Raw genomic sequence first — 17,955 nt, 5'->3', positions numbered from 1 at the left:
ACTACATCGTAGTAAGTTTGCAGTTTATAGATGATTTCAAAGAGATAGAGGAGGAAATTGAGTGAACGATCGTCAAGCAGCCCTTGATATGGCTTTAAAACAAATTGAAAAGCAATTTGGTAAAGGTTCAATTATGAAATTAGGTGAACAAACGGAAAAAAGAATTTCTACAATTCCAAGTGGTTCATTAGCGTTAGATATAGCTTTAGGTGTAGGTGGATATCCACGTGGACGTGTAGTTGAAGTATATGGTCCAGAAAGCTCAGGTAAAACAACAGTTGCTCTTCATGCGATTGCAGAAGTTCAACAGCAGGGCGGACAGGCTGCATTTATCGATGCGGAGCACGCGTTAGATCCTGTATATGCTCAAAAATTAGGTGTGAATATTGATGAGCTATTATTATCTCAGCCTGATACGGGAGAACAAGCTTTAGAAATCGCTGAAGCTTTAGTTCGAAGCGGTGCAGTAGATATTATCGTTGTTGACTCAGTAGCAGCATTAGTGCCAAAAGCGGAAATTGAAGGAGAAATGGGAGACTCTCACGTGGGTCTACAAGCTCGTTTAATGTCTCAAGCATTGCGTAAACTATCTGGAGCTATCAACAAGTCTAAAACAATCGCTATCTTTATTAACCAAATTCGTGAAAAAGTCGGCGTTATGTTTGGTAACCCTGAAACAACTCCTGGTGGACGTGCGCTTAAATTCTATTCTTCAGTACGTCTAGAAGTACGTCGTGCAGAGCAGTTAAAGCAAGGAAACGATATTGTAGGTAACAAAACAAGAATTAAAGTTGTGAAAAACAAAGTAGCTCCGCCTTTCCGTGCTGCTGAAGTAGATATTATGTACGGAGAAGGTATTTCAAAAGAGGGTGAAATTTTGGATATCGCTTCTGAACTAGATATTGTTCAAAAAAGTGGATCTTGGTATTCATATAATGACGAGCGTCTAGGTCAAGGTCGTGAAAATGCAAAACAATTCTTAAAAGAAAATACTGATATTCGTCAGGAAATTGCGGTACAAGTGCGTGAACATCATGGTTTAGACCAAGATGGAGAGCCAGCTCCTGAGGATGACGATCAAGGCGATTTAAATATTTAATTTGCTGCGAGATAAAAAAAGACTCCTCTATTTCAAAGAAGGGGTCTTTTTTTTGTAAAAATTGTTAATGCTAGAAAAGTAACATACGAAATTTCAATATATACTGTAGAGGCAGGCTTGACAATAAAAATGCACAGATTTACAATTAAGATGTATATTTTCCCTTTTTAAAACATTTTAGCGTTTAAAAGCCTTTGTGTGTATATTGAAAGGTGAATACGATGTACATGCCGACATGAAATTTAAAACTTACAAGTTTATAGCAAGGGGAGGTGAAATGATGGATACTAATACAATCATCTTCGCTTTGCTTGGCCTAATCGTCGGTGCAGTTGTTGGCTTTTTTGTTTGTAAATCGATTGCTGAAGCTAAAATTGCGGGAGCAAAGTCTAGTGCAGAACAAATTATCGATGAAGGAACCCGCGAGGCGGAAGCTTTGAAAAAAGAAGCTTTACTAGAAGCGAAGGATGAAATCCATCAGCTTCGTACAGAGGCAGAACAAGATATTCGTGATCGTCGAGCAGAACTTCAAAAACAAGAAAATCGATTAATGCAAAAAGAGGAAAATCTTGATCGTAAAGACGAATCACTTGATAAACGTGAAGCGTTACTTGAAAAGAAAGATGATTCTCTTACTGTTAAACAACAGCATATTGAAGAGATGGAAAGCAAAGTTGAAGAAGTAGTACGTGCACAGCAAACAGAGCTAGAGCGAATTTCAAGCTTAACAAGAGAAGATGCAAGAGCGATTATTTTAGATCGTGTTGAAAATGAACTTTCCCACGACATTGCCATAATGGTAAAAGAAACAGAAAACCGTGCAAAAGAAGACGCCGATAAAAAGGCGAAAGAAATTCTTTCACTTGCTATTCAGCGTTGCGCAGCAGATCATGTTGCTGAAACGACTGTCTCAGTTGTTAACTTGCCAAATGACGAAATGAAAGGCCGAATTATCGGTCGAGAAGGTCGAAACATCCGTACGCTTGAAACTTTGACAGGAATTGATCTTATTATTGATGATACGCCAGAAGCAGTTATTTTATCAGGATTTGACCCAATTCGTCGTGAGACAGCAAGAATTGCACTTGATAAACTCGTTCAAGATGGTCGTATCCATCCCGCGCGTATTGAAGAAATGGTTGAAAAATCTCGCCGTGAAGTGGACGAATATATTCGTGAAGTTGGTGAACAAACGACGTTTGAAGTCGGTGTTCACGGGTTGCACCCAGACTTGATGAAAATTCTTGGTCGCTTAAAATTCAGAACAAGCTATGGTCAAAATGTGCTGAAACATTCAATGGAAGTAGCACATTTATCAGGACTTATGGCTGCTGAATTAGGTGAAGATGAAACGTTAGCCAAACGAGCAGGATTGTTGCATGATATTGGTAAAGCAATTGACCATGAGGTAGAAGGAAGTCACGTCGAAATCGGTGTTGAATTAGCTACAAAGTATAAAGAACATCCGGTTGTTATTAACGCGATTGCTTCTCACCATGGAGATACAGAACCAACATCAATCATTGCTGTACTAGTTGCAGCAGCGGATGCATTATCTGCTGCAAGACCAGGTGCTCGTAGTGAGACGTTAGAAAACTACATTCGTCGTCTTGAAAAGTTAGAAGAAATTTCAGAGTCTTATGAAGGCGTTGAAAAATCATTTGCGATTCAAGCAGGGCGTGAAGTTCGTATTATGGTGAAACCAGATACGATTGGTGATCTAGAAGCGCATCGACTTGCTAGAGATATCCGAAAACGAATTGAAGATGAGCTGGATTATCCTGGCCACATCAAAGTAACCGTTATTCGTGAAACAAGAGCAGTAGAGTATGCAAAATAAAAATGAAGTGGCGTTTCGCCACTTTATTTTTTTTCGTAGAGATGAAGATGCAGATTAAGAATGAAGTATAGGAGCTTTTACATGAGAATTTTATTTATTGGAGACGTAGTTGGTTCTCCAGGCCGTGAAATGGTTGAAGAATATTTACCAAGATTAAAAAGAAAATACTCTCCGGGACTTACAATTGTGAATGGAGAAAATGCAGCTTCGGGAAAAGGCATTACTGAAAAGATTTATCGTCAGTTCTTGCAAGCAGGGGCTAACATTATTACCCTTGGTAACCACGCGTGGGACAAACGTGAAATTTTTGATTTTATTGACGATGCAAAAAATCTTGTTCGTCCAGCCAATTTTCCTGAAGGTACACCGGGCAAGGGAATTACGTATTTTACGTACAATCAGCTTGAGGTAGCCGTGATTAATTTACAAGGGCGCACGTTTATGGCTCCGCTTGATTGTCCATTTCAAAAAGCAGATGAACTGATTGAAGAAGCACGTCAGCGCACTCCGCTTATTTTTATTGATTTTCATGCTGAAACAACAAGTGAAAAGCAAGCGATTAGCTGGTATGTGGACGGTCGTGTCAGCGCTGTTGTCGGCACTCATACGCACGTTCAAACAGCTGACAATCGTATATTGCCAAAAGGAACAGCCTACATTTCTGACGTAGGAATGACGGGACCATATGACGGCATTTTAGGGATGGAGCGAGAAGCTGTTATTAAGCGTTTTTTAACGTCTCTTCCTGTTCGATTTGAAGTGCCAAAAGAAGGAAGAACGCAGCTTAGTGGAATCGTTATTGATATTGATCAAAAGACGGGGAAAGCAACAAAAACAGAGCGAATTTTAATTAACGAAGACCATCCGTTTTTTGAATAAAGGGAAAAAGTCAATGTGTCGAAAGACGATACGTTGGCTTTTTTATTTTGTCAAAAACGTAAAAAGAAAAAAGAAAAGTGTAGAAATATAAGTTTTTGAATATTTAGGAAAAACAAGCAGGAATACGTTTGACATATCGTGAATATAGTAACATTGAAATCAATTAAGTCATTGGTCTAATGATCTCTCATCATACATTGTAAAGAATAAGGAGGAGCTAGATATGGAAATATTAAAAGTTTCAGCAAAGTCTAATCCAAATTCAGTTGCTGGTGCCTTAGCAGGCGTGCTGCGCGAACGCGGCGCAGCAGAAATTCAAGCCATTGGGGCCGGGGCGCTTAACCAAGCAGTAAAAGCTGTAGCAATCGCAAGAGGGTTCGTTGCACCAAGTGGGGTTGATTTAATCTGCATCCCAGCTTTTACAGATATTCAAATTGATGGAGAAGAGCGAACAGCCATTAAATTAATTGTAGAGCCGCGATAATTATAAAAACCACGGACCTGTAAAGCATAGAAGCCAAACAGGTCCTTTTTGTATAGAGTTAAAGGGGTGTGGGTTGTGATATTTGATGCTCATTGTGATGTACTGATGAAACTCTGGTTAAATAAACGTTTATCTTTTACATATGATTCAGCGCTGCATGTGACGTTAGAAGGAATAAAAAAAGCAAAAGGGAAAGTTCAGCTATTCGCTATTTATATTCCAGAAGCGGTTCCGGCAGCTCAGCGTTTTGATGTTGCGTTAGAAATGGTCCAGCTGTTTCAGAGTCATATTTTATCGCTTCCCGGTGTGAAATGGGTTCGTTCAAAGCCCGATATAGATAGCTTGAAAAAAGGTGAAATAGGAGCAATGCTGACGCTTGAAGGGTGCGATGCCATTGATACAAGTTTAGTTCGCTTAAAGACACTTTTTTCACTGGGTGTACGTTCAGTAGGTTTGACATGGAATTACAGCAATGCTGTGTGTGACGGTATTTTAGAACCTCGAGGCGCGGGGTTATCTTCTTTTGGAAGAGAAGTTGTTGAATTGAATAATGAATATAAAGTGTGGACGGATGTCTCTCATTTATCGGTAAGAGGTTTTTGGGATGTGATTGAGCTAGCGCAATATGTAGTGGCTACTCATTCCAATTCACACGTATTGTGTTCTCATCCCCGGAATTTAAGAGACGATCAAATTCATGCTTTAATAAAGCGAAACGGCGTGATTGGCATTACGTTTGTGCCTGAATTTTTAACGAGTTCTGCCAAAGCGCAAATAGCGGATGTGATCCGTCATCTTGATTACATGTGTGAAAGAGGAGGCGAATACTCCGTTGGTTTTGGCTCTGACTTTGACGGCATTGACAAAACGGTTCATCGTCTCGGAAGATATGAACAGTATACAAATTTAATCGAAGAGCTCCTTAAGCATTACACTGAGGAGCAGGTAAAACGTTTTCTGTTTCAAAACTTTGCTGATCGTGTATGCAGCTAATAAAAAAAGAGCTTTTTCTTCTTGGAAAAGCTCTTTTTTTATAAAAGTTATTTATATACTAATGCCTCATGTGAAGGCAGAAAAGATCATTAAAAAACTTCATCTTATTCATTAAATATAAATATAATTAAAACGATTGAGAATTCAATGGAAAGGGTTGCATTTTTCTGGCAATCGGAATAAAATTGAAAACGGATTATGGAGCTGTTCAAGCAGAAACGTATCCTGCACAGCGGCAAGGTGCTGTGGGAGTTTTGCAGATGATTTTGGTTGGTGAAATGCAGAAGCAAATGAAATCGTTTGCTAATTTACTTTTTTCAGTTTTTATCAATAAAATAGATTTCTATATTATGAGCAATTAAAGGAGTGGCGTTGATTTATGGTACAGCAACTTTCATGGAAAGTTGGCGGACAGCAGGGTGAGGGAATCGAAAGTACGGGAGAAATCTTTTCAACCGCTTTAAATCGATTAGGTTATTACTTATACGGCTATCGTCATTTTTCTTCTCGTATCAAAGGTGGACATACAAATAATAAGATTCGAGTGAGTACAACTCAGGTTCGATCTGTGTCAGATGATTTGGATATTTTAGTTGCGTTCGATCAGGAAACAATCGATGTAAACGTCCATGAGCTGCGCGTAGGGGGCGTTGTAATTGCAGATGCGAAATTCAACCCAAGTCTGCCCGAAACATGTACAACTGCTACGCTATATGCTGTTCCGTTTACGGAAATTGCAACGGAATTAGGAACGTCGCTAATGAAGAACATGGTTGCTGTAGGCGCTTCAAGTGCTGTGCTTCATATTGACACAGAAGTATTTGAAGAAGTAGTGCTTGAAATCTTCGGTAAAAAGGGCCAAAAAGTTGTACAAAAAAACATGGAAGCTATTAAAAAAGGTGCAGATTACATTCGTGAACAGCTAGGCGAACAATTAGAAACAATGAAACTAGATCCAGCGGATGGTAAAAAACGTATGTTTATGATTGGAAACGATGCGATTGCGTTAGGTGCTTTAGCCGGCGGCGCTCGTTTTATGCCAGCATATCCAATTACCCCTGCTTCAGAAATCATGGAATACTTAATTAAAAAGCTTCCTCAATTTGGTGGAACCGTTATTCAAACAGAAGATGAAATCGCAGCATGTACGATGGCTATCGGAGCTAACTATGCAGGCGTACGTGCGCTGACAGCATCAGCTGGACCTGGTCTATCATTAATGATGGAGTCGATTGGATTGGCGGGAATCACTGAGCAGCCCGTTGTTATTATAGATACGCAGCGCGGCGGTCCAAGTACAGGGCTTCCAACTAAGCAAGAACAGTCTGATTTAATGGCCATGATTTACGGTACGCACGGTGAAATTCCGAAGATCGTCATGGCGCCAAGTACGGTTGAAGAAGCATTCTACGATACGATTGAAGCGTTTAACTTAGCAGAAGAATATCAGTGTCCAGTTATTATGCTAACGGATTTACAGCTTTCACTTGGGAAGCAATCAGTAGAACCGCTTGACTATAACCGCGTTAAAATCCGCCGCGGTAAGCTTCAGCAAGGAGAGCTAGAAGAGCTGGAAGAAAAACAATACTACAAGCGCTACCGTGTAACAGAAGACGGCGTATCACCACGTGTCATTCCAGGAATGAAGCATGGCATTCATCACGTGACGGGAGTAGAACATGATGAGACAGGAAAGCCATCTGAATCTCCGGTGAACCGCGATGATCAAATGAATAAGCGCCTTCGTAAAACAAAAGGAATTCGTTTTAATACGCCAATTCATGTTCACTTTCATGAAAAAGAGTCTGATATTTTATTTGTTGGATTTAATTCGACGCGTGGAGTCATTGAAGAGGCAATGGAACGTTTGGAACAGGACGGTATAAAAGTAAATCACGCTCACATTCGTTTGATTCATCCTTTCCCAGCTGACGAACTGCTTCCTTACGTGCAAGGAGCTAAAAAAGTAGTCGTCGTTGAAAACAATGCTACTGGACAGCTTGCTAATATTTTAAAAATGAATATTGCAAGTCATGATAAAATTCAAAGCGTATTGAAGTATGATGGAAATCCATTTCTTCCGCAAGAAGTATACGCAAAAAGTAAGGAGATGTTTGTGTTAAATGGCAACGTTTAAAGATTTTCGTAACAGTGTAAAACCTAACTGGTGTCCGGGGTGTGGAGATTTCTCCGTACAAGCAGCCATTCAACGCGCATCTGCCAACGTAGGTTTAGAACCTCATGAGCTTGCTGTTATTTCAGGTATTGGATGTTCTGGACGTATCTCTGGTTATATTAATTCATATGGTTTTCACGGTATTCACGGACGTGCGCTTCCAATCGCTCAAGGTGTAAAAATGGCTAATCGTGACTTAACCGTTATCGCATCTGGCGGTGATGGAGATGGGTTTGCTATCGGTATGGGACACACGGTACATGCGATTCGCAGAAACATCGATGTGACGTATATCGTAATGGATAACCAAATCTATGGTTTAACAAAAGGACAAACATCTCCTCGTAGTGAAGTAGGATTCAAGACAAAAAGTACGCCTGAAGGATCAATCGAGTCGTCTTTATCTGTTATGGAGCTTGCGTTAACTTCTGGAGCAACCTTTGTGGCTCAAAGCTTTTCAACGAATTTAAAAGAGTTAACAAGCTTAATTGAACAAGGCATCCAACATAAAGGTTTTTCTTTAATTAACGTATTTAGCCCATGCGTAACGTATAACAAAGTAAACACGTATGATTGGTTTAAAGAAAACCTAACTAGTCTTAGCACAATTGAAGGTTATGATGCAAACAACCGTATGCAAGCTATGCAGACGTTAATGGAGTATAACGGCTTAGTAACAGGACTTATTTATCAAAATGTGCATCAGCCGTCGTATCAGCAGCTTGTTCACGGTTATAGTGAAGAGCCGCTGTCAAAAGCAGACTTAGGTATGACTGAAGAAAAATTTGATGAGCTAGTAGCTGAATTTATGTAAAAGAGGCTGCAATAAAAGCAGTTTAGTAGAGGGAAAATCCGAACGGTGAACTGAGATTCTTGATGGAGAATCCAACTCGTTCGGATTTTTTCATAGTGATAGCGAACTTAGGTTTCATGTAGGTAGTGGCTTCTGGCTGTTAATTGGAGAGCAAGGAGAAGACTCCTGCGGGAAAAGCGAAATAGGTGAGAACCCGCGGGAGCGGAAGCGACGAGGAGGCTCATCGGCCGCTCGCGGAAAGCGAAGTTTTGCACAGAAATCAACAGAGGTGTAATAAGCGAATTTCTATGAGCCCTTTTATACCATTTGTTCGTCTCTAAAATAGATTAATTTAGTTATGTATCAATCTCTTTTTGTAATTTAATAAATGTTTCGGAAGTCGAAATAAATTTTAACGAAACAGGTATAGAAAATAGGTATATGATTGTGTTCGCTACTTGAAAGTTATATACTATGTTAATGTGATGAGTTTTATGCATAAGCATAAGGCTGTCACATTTTTTTGCGATTTACAGGTGCAACGTGACAATTGTCATGGCGAAAGGAGATTTTTTTATGAACGAAAAACAACGTTTAGAAAGCAACCAAGTTAATCCAGCGGACAAAAAATCCGAAAAGGATTACAGCAAATATTTTCAAACAGTATACATGCCACCTTCTTTAAAAGATGCGAAAAAACGAGGAAAAGAAGAAGTTTCCTATCACAATGATTTTGCAATCGATGAACAGTTTCATGGAATGGGACAGGGACGTAAGTTTTATATCCGTACGTACGGCTGTCAAATGAATGAGCACGATACAGAAGTAATGGCTGGTATTTTTCTAGGCCTTGGCTACGAGCCAACTGACTCTGTTGAAGATGCTCACGTTATTTTATTGAATACGTGTGCGATCCGTGAAAATGCGGAAAATAAAGTGTTTGGTGAATTAGGACATTTGAAGGCCTTAAAGCGCGAGCGCCCTGAGCTATTAATTGGCGTCTGCGGATGTATGTCTCAAGAAGAGTCAGTTGTAAATAAAATTTTACAAAAACATCAGCACGTGGATATGATTTTTGGTACACATAACATTCACCGTTTGCCTCACATTTTAAACGAAGCATACTTAGCAAAAGAAATGGTGATTGAAGTATGGTCTAAAGAAGGGGACGTTATTGAAAACCTTCCAAGAGCACGTAAAGGCAGCGTCAAAGCATGGGTTAACATCATGTACGGCTGTGACAAGTTCTGTACGTACTGTATCGTTCCGTATACGCGAGGAAAAGAACGAAGCCGCCGTCCAGAAGATATTATCCAAGAAGTACGTCACTTAGCTGCTCAAGGCTACAAAGAAATTACGCTTTTAGGCCAAAACGTTAATGCATACGGAAAAGATTTTGAAGACATGACGTACGGCTTAGGCGACTTAATGGACGAAATCCGTAAAATTGACGTTGCTCGTATCCGTTTTACAACAAGTCATCCTCGTGACTTTGATGACCGTTTAATTGAAGTTCTTGCTAAAGGCGGAAATCTTGTCGACCACATTCACTTGCCTGTTCAATCAGGAAGCAGCGATATCTTAAAAATTATGGCACGAAAATATTCTCGTGAACATTATTTAGAGCTTGTTCGTAAAATTAAAGAAGCCATTCCAACAGCATCATTAACAACTGATATTATTGTTGGTTTCCCAAATGAAACGGATGAGCAGTTTGAAGAAACAATGTCGCTATATCGTGAAGTTGAATTCGATAGTGCTTATACGTTTATTTATTCACCTCGTGAAGGTACGCCAGCTGCTAAGATGCAAGACAACGTACCAATGGAAGTGAAAAAAGAGCGTCTTCAGCGCTTAAATGCTCTTGTAAATGAAATTTCTGCAAAGAAATTGAAGGAATATGAAGGTAAAGTTGTCGAAGTATTAGTAGAAGGTGAAAGTAAAAATAATCCGGAAGTATTAGCAGGCTACACGGAAAAAAGTAAGCTTGTAAACTTCAAAGCACCTAAGTCAGTGATTGGGCAACTTGTAAAAGTAAAAGTTACAAAAGCCAAAACATGGACGCTAAACGGGGAAATGGTAGAAGAAACAGCAGAGGTGAAGTAATATGGCGCAGTATAACAAGAGTGACGTAATTAAACGTGCTCAAGAGCTGGCAAAAATGATTGCTGAAACGGAAGAAGTAGATTTCTTCAAGCGTGCCGAAGCTCAGCTTAACGAAAATCAAAAAGTGCGTGAAACCATTGCAAGTATTAAAAGTTTGCAAAAACAAGCTGTTAATTTCCAACACTATGGTAAAACAGAAGCGTTAAAACAAGTGGAGGCAAAAATCGATCGTTTACAGGAAGAGCTGGATGAACTGCCGATTATTCAGCAGTTTCAAGAGTCTCAAATAAACGTGAATGATTTGCTTCAACTTGTTGCTAACACTATTTCAAACACAGTAACGGATGAAATTATTGTGTCAACAGATGGTGATTTACTGCGCGGTGAAACAGGTTCACAGGTGCGAAACAGCCCTGGATCTAGCTGCTCATAAAGAAAAAATGCCTCAGCAATTTGCTGAGGCATTTTTTTGTACATGATGTGGCATGAAAATTGGGCAGATTTTCTCTCTAATAATTGTCACGTTTTTCTATATCCTTGCATACAATGGAACATAGGTTTTTTATGCCTTAAACCTAGTTTCTTAAAAATAATGTGCAAACAAGTGAATGAGCCTGCATAGGATGAAATGAAGATAGTTTGAGGAGGGTATGCTCACATGTCACAACACTATAGAGAAATTATTACAAAAGCAGTCGTAGGTAAAGGTCGCAAGTTTACACAATCGTCTCATACGCTTGCACCGAAAAATCGACCAACAAGCATCTTAGGGTGCTGGGTGATTAACCATGAGTACAAAGCAAAGAAAAGCGGCAGCAATGTAGAAGTTGACGGCAGATATGATATTAACATCTGGTATTCGTACAATAATAATACAAAAACCGAAGTTTGGACGGAAACCGTATCATACAAAGATAATATTAAGCTGCGCTATAAAGACGAAGATTCTATTGGAGACGATTACGAAGTAATTGTTCGCGTGCTGCAGCAGCCAAATTGCCTAGAGTGCACAATTTCACCAAATGGCAATAAAACGATTGTTCAAGTAGAGAGAGAATTGTTGGCGGAAGTGATTGGAGAAACCAAGGTTTGTGTTGCAGTAAATCCGAAAGGCTGCGATGATGAAGACGAGTTTGATTTAGACGTAGATGACGATGAATTTGAAGATTTGGATCCTGATTTTATATTAGGAGACGATGAGTAACTAGGAAGAAGTTCTTCCTAGTTTTTTTATTTTTACTATTTTAAGAAAATTCTTATAAAAATAAAAAAATATATTGCTTTTTGTCGAATGCGCAGTGTATAGTAAATCTAAAGAAAATAATGCATTAATTTTCAGAAAATTTAGTTATATCAGATAAGTATTTTTTGGGGGTTTACTATGAGCTTATTTCGTAAAAAATCAATTCAAACGTTAATTAGTGAAACCAACTCTAAAGGTGTTAAATTAAAAAAGGATTTAGGCGCTTTCGATTTAACGATGTTAGGAATTGGAGCCATTATTGGAACCGGAATATTTGTATTAACGGGCGTAGCCGCCGCTGAACATGCCGGGCCAGCTTTAGTTATATCTTTCATTATGTCAGGACTTGCGTGTGTGTTTGCAGCTCTTTGTTATGCAGAGTTTGCCTCAACAGTTCCTGTTTCAGGAAGTGCATACACTTACAGTTATGCAACATTTGGTGAATTAATCGCTTGGATTTTAGGGTGGGATCTTATCTTGGAATACGGTCTTGCATCTTCTGCTGTAGCCAGCGGATGGTCGGGATATTTCCAAGGATTGTTAGCAGGGTTTGGCATACATTTTCCAAAAGCTTTAACAAGTGCATATAATCCTGCAAACGGCACGTATATTGATATTCCAGCAATTATGATCGTGTTTTTAATCACATTACTTTTAACGCAAGGAGTAAAAAAATCTTCACGTTTTAATGCTATCATGGTTATTATTAAACTGGCTGTTGTACTTCTGTTTATCGGGGTAGGAGTTAGCTACGTTAAACCAGAAAACTGGACGCCGTTTATGCCGTTTGGTTTCTCCGGAGTAGCGACAGGAGCAGCAACTGTATTCTTCGCCTACATTGGGTTTGATGCTGTAGCAACAGCGGCCGAGGAAGTACGCAAGCCTCAGCGGGATATGCCAATCGGAATCATTGCATCTCTTGCGATTTGTACAGTCCTTTATATCGTCGTATCGCTTATCTTAACAGGAATCGTACCTTATACAGAATTAAATGTTAAAAACCCTGTAGCATTTGCTTTAAGCTACATTAACCAAGATTGGGTAGCAGGATTTATTTCATTAGGCGCAATTGTTGGTATTACAACGGTATTACTCGTTATGATGTATGGACAAACTCGTTTATTTTATGCGATCAGTCGAGATGGTCTATTGCCGAAGCCTTTTTCAAAAATCAGTGAGAAAAAACAAACGCCAGTAGTAAATACGTGGATTACATGTTTACTAGTATCCATCTTCTCTGGTTTAGTACCATTAGGAAGATTAGCAGAGTTAACAAACATCGGTACTCTTTTTGCTTTCATGACCGTATCAATTGGAATTTTATATTTACGTAAATCAAAACAAACTTCAGAATCGACTGGTTTCCGCGTACCGTTCGTGCCGGTGATTCCAATTTTAGCTTTTGTGTTCTGTTTATACTTAGCACTTCAGCTTCCAAAGTTAACATGGATTAGTTTCGTAATTTGGCTTGTACTAGGGCTAGTGGTTTACTTCTTATACGGACGTAAGCATAGTCATTTGAACAGCAGTAAATAATGAAAAGCTTCGGACAAGCTTCTTCCTTCGTCCGAAGCTTTTTTATTTGTTTTATGAAAAGAAATTGAAGATTGTTCTATTTGAATAAATTAAGTTTAAGAAAGACTTATGTTATAATACGTGTAGCAAAAACGCACAACTAGATGTGGTATGGAGGAATAGTATGGCAGCGTATACGCCAATGATACAGCAATATTTGAGAATTAAGGCGGAGTATCAAGATGCCTTTTTATTTTTTAGATTAGGTGATTTTTATGAAATGTTCTTTGAAGATGCTACGACAGCTTCTCAAGAACTTGAAATAACATTAACAAGTCGAGACGGAGGAGGACAAGAGAGAATTCCGATGTGCGGGGTTCCGTACCACTCTGCTCCTACGTATATCGAGCGTTTAATTGAAAAGGGATTTAAAGTAGCTATTTGTGAACAAGTAGAAGACCCTAAGCATGCAAAAGGTGTTGTAAAGCGAGAAGTGGTACAGGTGATTTCACCCGGAACACTGATGAACGAACGCGGACTGCATGAAAAGGAAAATAACTATATTTGTTCTGTTACTGCGTTCGAGGATCAAACGTTTGGTCTTGCTCTTTCTGATTTGTCTACAGGAGAAAACAGCGTAACGCTTGTTAGTTCGTTTCACGATATAGTCTCAGAGATTTATGCAAAAGAAGCAAAAGAAGTCGTTGTAAGCTCTGAGTTTCCTGCTGACTTATTACAAACACTAAAAGAGCGCATGACGATTACCATTTCTTATGAGAATAGTACAGAGCAAGTAGAAGGACTAGATTATTTAGTAGAGTCGCTTCAGCAGCAAAAGCTTATTACAACGTTTGCACGTATTCTTCAGTATTTAACTCGCACGCAGAAGCGTTCGCTTGAACACTTACAGCCCGTGCAGTTTTATCAAATCAATGAATATATGAAAATTGATTTATTCTCTAAGCGAAACTTAGAGTTAACCGAAACGATTCGTTCAAAAGGAAAGAAAGGCTCGCTTCTATGGCTATTAGACCAGACCGTTACGGCAATGGGCGGCCGTTTATTAAAAAATTGGATTGACCGTCCGCTTTTAAAACAAGCGGATATTGATAATCGTTTGAATATGGTAGATGTCTTAATGAAACAGTTTTTTGAACGAGAAGAACTGCGTGAGTTGCTAAAAGACGTATATGATTTAGAACGCTTAGCTGGTCGAGTAGCTTTTGGTAATGTAAATGCTCGTGATTTAATTCAATTAAAAAAATCATTGCAAAATGTGCCTCATATTCAAGAGGTTGTGAATCGTTTGAATCATCCTTATGCCACAAAGCTTGTTGAAGACATTGATCCTTGTGAGCGATTAGCTAATCTTCTTGAAAGAGGATTAAAAGAGCACCCTCCTTTGTCAATTAAAGAAGGAGACATTATTAATGACGGCTATCATGAACAGCTTGATCAATACCGAGATGCAAGCCGAAACGGAAAAACGTGGATTGCGTCACTTGAACAGCAAGAGCGTGAGAAAACAGGGATTCGCTCACTGAAAATTGGTTATAATCGCGTGTTCGGCTATTATATAGAAGTAACGCGGGCAAATCTGCATCTTTTGCCTGAAGGAATGTATGAACGAAAACAGACGTTAACCAATGCAGAACGTTTTATTACGCCTGAGCTGAAAGAAAAAGAAGCGCTCATTTTAGAAGCGGAAGAGAAAATTGTAGAGCTGGAATATGAATTGTTTTTACAAATTCGTGAAGAAGTAAAAGCATATATTCCAAGGCTGCAAGAACTCGCTAAAAAAGTAAGTGAGCTTGACGTACTGCAGTGCTTTGCAAAAATCAGTGAAGAACGTCATTATACAAAGCCTATTTTTTCAAGTGAAGATATTTCGATTCAAAATGGACGCCATCCAGTGGTAGAAAAAGTAATGAATTCGCAGGAATATGTGCCAAACGACTGTCAAATGACGGATGATAGTTCAATTTTACTGATTACAGGACCCAATATGTCTGGTAAAAGTACGTACATGCGTCAGGTCGCTTTAACGGCGATATTAGCTCAAATTGGCTGTTTTGTGCCAGCAGACGAAGCGGTTCTGCCGATTTTTGATCAAGTGTTTACACGTATCGGAGCAGCCGATGACTTAATTTCAGGTCAAAGTACGTTTATGGTCGAGATGCTAGAAACGAAAAATGCAGTGACAAATGCCACTCAGTCGAGTCTAATTCTGTTAGATGAAATTGGACGCGGCACATCTACGTATGACGGAATGGCTCTTGCTCAAGCAATTATTGAATACGTTCATGAACATATTGGCTGTAAGACACTATTTTCTACTCATTATCATGAATTAACCGTACTCGATGAGTCGCTTCCTGCGCTTAAAAATGTTCATGTAAGCGCGGTTGAAAAAAATGGGAAAGTCGTCTTTTTACACAAAATCAAAGATGGTGCCGCAGATAAAAGTTATGGTATTCACGTAGCGGAACTAGCGGAACTTCCAGATCCGCTTCTAGAGCGAGCTCGCGTCATCTTACACGACTTAGAACAATCTTCTGAGCGTGAACCTGTACGTCAGGCTCCAAAAAGAGAAGAGATGACACAACAAGTTCCACAAGAAGGTGCTTCTTTGGTTCAAGAAGAACGTGCAGATAGTAAAAAAGCAGATGAAGCCAATCAGCTTTCGTTCTTTGAAATAGAAGAGAAAAAAGAAAAGCCTGCGCTTTCGAAACGGGAAAAGGCAATTATAGATCGTTTAAAAGAGCTGGATATTTTAGAAATGACGCCTTTAGACGCAATGAATGCGATGTATGAACTGCAAAAATCATTAAAGAAGAAATAGATTGAGAGGAGTGAGTCTGTGGGTAAAATTGTGCAGCTTTCAGACGAACTTTCAAATAAAATTGCTGCCGGAGAGGTTGTTGAACGACCTGCTTCGGTGGTGAAAGAACTAGTCGAAAATGCTATTGATGCAAACAGTACAGTTATTGAAATTGAACTAGAAGAAGCTGGCCTTTCAAAAATTCGTATATTGGATAATGGAGACGGCATTGCTTCTGAAGACTGCTTGACCGCTTTTAAAAGACATGCGACAAGTAAAATCAAAACAGAACAAGATTTATTTCGAATTCGAACGTTAGGATTTCGCGGTGAAGCTTTGCCAAGTATTGCTTCGGTTTCAATGCTTGAACTCAAAACGAGTACGGGAGAAGAAGCCGGCACTCATCTTAAACTTAGAGGCGGAGAAATCGTTCATCACGAATTAACGTCAAGCCGAAAAGGTACCGAACTTGTTATTGAAAACTTATTTTTCAACACACCTGCACGTTTAAAATATATGAAGACGGTAAACACGGAGCTTGGTAACGTAACGGACGTAGTCAATCGCCTTGCGATGTCTCATCCTGAAGTTTCAATTCGGCTGATGCATCAAGGAAGACAGCTTCTGTATACAAACGGAAGCGGAGATGTGCGTCAAGTGCTTGCCGCTATTTATGGAATGGCAGTGGCCAAAAAAATGATTCCGATTAATGTTCAGTCTCTTGATTATGAAGTGAATGGTTACGTCGCTCTTCCTGAAATTACAAGAGCTTCTCGTAACTATATGTCGACCATTATTAACGGTCGGTTTGTTAAAAACTACGGGCTGTTAAAAGCGGTACAGCAGGGCTATCATACCCTTTTACCTATAGGCCGTTTTCCAATCGTGTTTTTAACCATTACAATGGACCCTTTGTTAGTGGACGTGAATGTTCATCCAGCGAAACTAGAAGTGCGCTTAAGTAAAGAAGCGGAGCTGTTTGAACTTATTGAACAAGGAGTGAAAGCTGCTTTTAAAAAGCAGCAGTTAATTCCGGATGCGGTAGTACCAACTAAGTCAAAATCAGCTGTGCAGCCAACTGAGCAGCAGACCTTTACATTTGATCATCAGTCTAAAACGTCTGGCTATCAGCCGTCTAATACGGTTCGAGAGCCTAGCTTTAAGGAGGCTCCCGCTCGTGTAGACGAGATCATGCCGCCTGTTAAAACAGAGGTCATACGTCAAGATGAAGAACTCGAACCAACGTTTCGAGAAATAGAACACTATGAAGAATCGGTGGAAGAAAACGCCCCTATTCCAGAACCAAACCATTCAGCCAAAGAGCAGCCAGAACCGCGTGTTCCTGCGATGTACCCAATTGGCCAAATGCACGGAACGTATATTTTGGCACAAAATGAAAAAGGATTATTTATTATTGATCAGCACGCGGCGCAGGAGAGAATTAAGTACGAATATTTTAAGCGAAAGCTTGGAGAAGTAGATTCAGAAGTTCAAGAACTGCTTATGCCGCTTACGCTAGAGTTCTCGGGAAATGAAGCCTTGATTTTAGAAGAATACAAAGACATGCTTGCTGAAGTAGGAGTCTTTTTAGAACCGTTTGGACAAAACTCCTATATAGTTCGTTCACATCCGCAGTGGTTTCCAAAAGGAGAGGAACAGGAAACTATTGAAGAAATGATTCAGCAAATCTTTACGATGAAACGAGTCAATATCGAAAAGTTACGAGAAGAAGCGGCTATTATGATGAGCTGTAAAGGATCGATTAAAGCGAATCATCATTTGCGAAACGATGAGATTTTTGCTTTACTTGAAACGTTAAGAAAAACAACAGATCCATTTACGTGTCCGCACGGACGACCAATTATTATTCATCATTCGACGTATGAAATGGAAAAAATGTTTAAGCGAGTGATGTAGGCAATCCGGCTAGCTGCAGCTAGCCGTTTTGTTGAATAAATCATGGCCATTTGGATAAAATGGAATGATGTGAATGCCTATAGATGAAA

Annotated in this window: 14 protein-coding genes; all 14 read left to right on the top strand. The window is 39.4% G+C overall.

The window, feature by feature from the left end:
• Positions 1-61 precede the first annotated feature (61 nt).
• The 14 genes from recA (at position 62) to mutL (ending at position 17,866) form a co-directional block, all read left to right on the top strand.
• The gene (recA, locus tag ACN6NE_RS05160; RefSeq protein WP_129704397.1) at positions 62-1,099 is read left to right on the top strand and encodes a recombinase RecA; all 1,038 of its coding nucleotides are present in this window, start codon (positions 62-64) and stop codon (positions 1,097-1,099) included.
• 280 nt (positions 1,100-1,379) lie between these two features.
• The gene (gene rny, locus ACN6NE_RS05155) at positions 1,380-2,939 is read left to right on the top strand and encodes a ribonuclease Y (protein WP_013058803.1); all 1,560 of its coding nucleotides are present in this window, start codon (positions 1,380-1,382) and stop codon (positions 2,937-2,939) included.
• Positions 2,940-3,020: 81 nt separating this feature from the next.
• A complete protein-coding gene (locus ACN6NE_RS05150; RefSeq protein ID WP_028411380.1) occupies positions 3,021-3,818 on the top strand; it encodes a TIGR00282 family metallophosphoesterase in 798 nt (265 codons plus the stop codon).
• A gap of 223 nt (positions 3,819-4,041) precedes the next feature.
• Positions 4,042-4,302 carry a stage V sporulation protein SpoVS gene (gene spoVS / locus ACN6NE_RS05145; RefSeq protein ID WP_003181955.1) on the top strand — a complete coding sequence of 87 codons (261 nt, stop codon included), beginning with the start codon at positions 4,042-4,044 and terminating at the stop codon, positions 4,300-4,302.
• Positions 4,303-4,377: 75 nt separating this feature from the next.
• Positions 4,378-5,295, top strand: coding sequence for a dipeptidase (locus tag ACN6NE_RS05140; RefSeq protein ID WP_474324782.1), 918 nt, complete (start codon positions 4,378-4,380; stop codon positions 5,293-5,295).
• A 185-nt stretch (positions 5,296-5,480) separates the two neighbouring features.
• On the top strand, positions 5,481-5,657 hold the full coding sequence (locus tag ACN6NE_RS05135) for a hypothetical protein (RefSeq protein WP_160309919.1): 177 nt from the start codon (positions 5,481-5,483) through the stop codon (positions 5,655-5,657).
• Positions 5,658-5,674: 17 nt separating this feature from the next.
• Entirely contained in the window at positions 5,675-7,432 is a 1,758-nt protein-coding gene (locus ACN6NE_RS05130) for a 2-oxoacid:acceptor oxidoreductase subunit alpha (protein WP_474324780.1), read from the top strand.
• A complete protein-coding gene (locus tag ACN6NE_RS05125; protein WP_129704391.1) occupies positions 7,419-8,285 on the top strand; it encodes a 2-oxoacid:ferredoxin oxidoreductase subunit beta in 867 nt (288 codons plus the stop codon). Before ACN6NE_RS05130 ends, ACN6NE_RS05125 begins: the two co-directional genes overlap by 14 nt.
• 555 nt (positions 8,286-8,840) lie before the next feature.
• Positions 8,841-10,370 carry a tRNA (N6-isopentenyl adenosine(37)-C2)-methylthiotransferase MiaB gene (gene miaB, locus ACN6NE_RS05120; protein WP_025601388.1) on the top strand — a complete coding sequence of 510 codons (1,530 nt, stop codon included), beginning with the start codon at positions 8,841-8,843 and terminating at the stop codon, positions 10,368-10,370.
• A 1-nt stretch (position 10,371) separates the two neighbouring features.
• Positions 10,372-10,803 carry a YlbF/YmcA family competence regulator gene (locus ACN6NE_RS05115; RefSeq protein WP_013058797.1) on the top strand — a complete coding sequence of 144 codons (432 nt, stop codon included), beginning with the start codon at positions 10,372-10,374 and terminating at the stop codon, positions 10,801-10,803.
• A 225-nt stretch (positions 10,804-11,028) separates the two neighbouring features.
• Positions 11,029-11,574 carry an outer spore coat protein CotE gene (locus tag ACN6NE_RS05110; RefSeq protein ID WP_013058796.1) on the top strand — a complete coding sequence of 182 codons (546 nt, stop codon included), beginning with the start codon at positions 11,029-11,031 and terminating at the stop codon, positions 11,572-11,574.
• Positions 11,575-11,751: 177 nt separating this feature from the next.
• A complete protein-coding gene (locus ACN6NE_RS05105) occupies positions 11,752-13,149 on the top strand; it encodes an amino acid permease (protein WP_013084740.1) in 1,398 nt (465 codons plus the stop codon).
• Positions 13,150-13,312: 163 nt separating this feature from the next.
• Positions 13,313-15,970: a DNA mismatch repair protein MutS gene (mutS, locus tag ACN6NE_RS05100; protein WP_013084739.1), complete on the top strand. Its 2,658-nt coding sequence runs from the start codon at positions 13,313-13,315 to the stop codon at positions 15,968-15,970.
• 18 nt (positions 15,971-15,988) lie between these two features.
• Positions 15,989-17,866 (top strand): DNA mismatch repair endonuclease MutL, encoded by a 1,878-nt coding sequence (mutL, locus tag ACN6NE_RS05095; protein ID WP_097824483.1) that lies wholly within the window; start codon positions 15,989-15,991, stop codon positions 17,864-17,866.
• Positions 17,867-17,955: the final 89 nt, after the last annotated feature.

This window comes from Priestia sp. 53B2 (genome assembly GCF_056099005.1).
The sequence above is the reverse complement of the archived record's forward strand: the minus strand, read 5'-3'. Positions and strand labels throughout refer to the sequence as shown.

What these genes read in the sequence shown, in the direction of transcription:
- rny (WP_013058803.1), top strand. Translation starts at nt 1,380, where the DNA reads ATGGATACTAATACAATCATCTTCGCTTTGCTTGGCCTAATCGTCGGT.
- ACN6NE_RS05150 (WP_028411380.1), top strand. Translation starts at nt 3,021, where the DNA reads ATGAGAATTTTATTTATTGGAGACGTAGTTGGTTCTCCAGGCCGTGAA.
- spoVS (WP_003181955.1), top strand. Translation starts at nt 4,042, where the DNA reads ATGGAAATATTAAAAGTTTCAGCAAAGTCTAATCCAAATTCAGTTGCT.
- ACN6NE_RS05130 (WP_474324780.1), top strand. Translation starts at nt 5,675, where the DNA reads ATGGTACAGCAACTTTCATGGAAAGTTGGCGGACAGCAGGGTGAGGGA.
- ACN6NE_RS05125 (WP_129704391.1), top strand. Translation starts at nt 7,419, where the DNA reads ATGGCAACGTTTAAAGATTTTCGTAACAGTGTAAAACCTAACTGGTGT.
- miaB (WP_025601388.1), top strand. Translation starts at nt 8,841, where the DNA reads ATGAACGAAAAACAACGTTTAGAAAGCAACCAAGTTAATCCAGCGGAC.
- ACN6NE_RS05115 (WP_013058797.1), top strand. Translation starts at nt 10,372, where the DNA reads ATGGCGCAGTATAACAAGAGTGACGTAATTAAACGTGCTCAAGAGCTG.
- ACN6NE_RS05110 (WP_013058796.1), top strand. Translation starts at nt 11,029, where the DNA reads ATGTCACAACACTATAGAGAAATTATTACAAAAGCAGTCGTAGGTAAA.
- ACN6NE_RS05105 (WP_013084740.1), top strand. Translation starts at nt 11,752, where the DNA reads ATGAGCTTATTTCGTAAAAAATCAATTCAAACGTTAATTAGTGAAACC.
- mutS (WP_013084739.1), top strand. Translation starts at nt 13,313, where the DNA reads ATGGCAGCGTATACGCCAATGATACAGCAATATTTGAGAATTAAGGCG.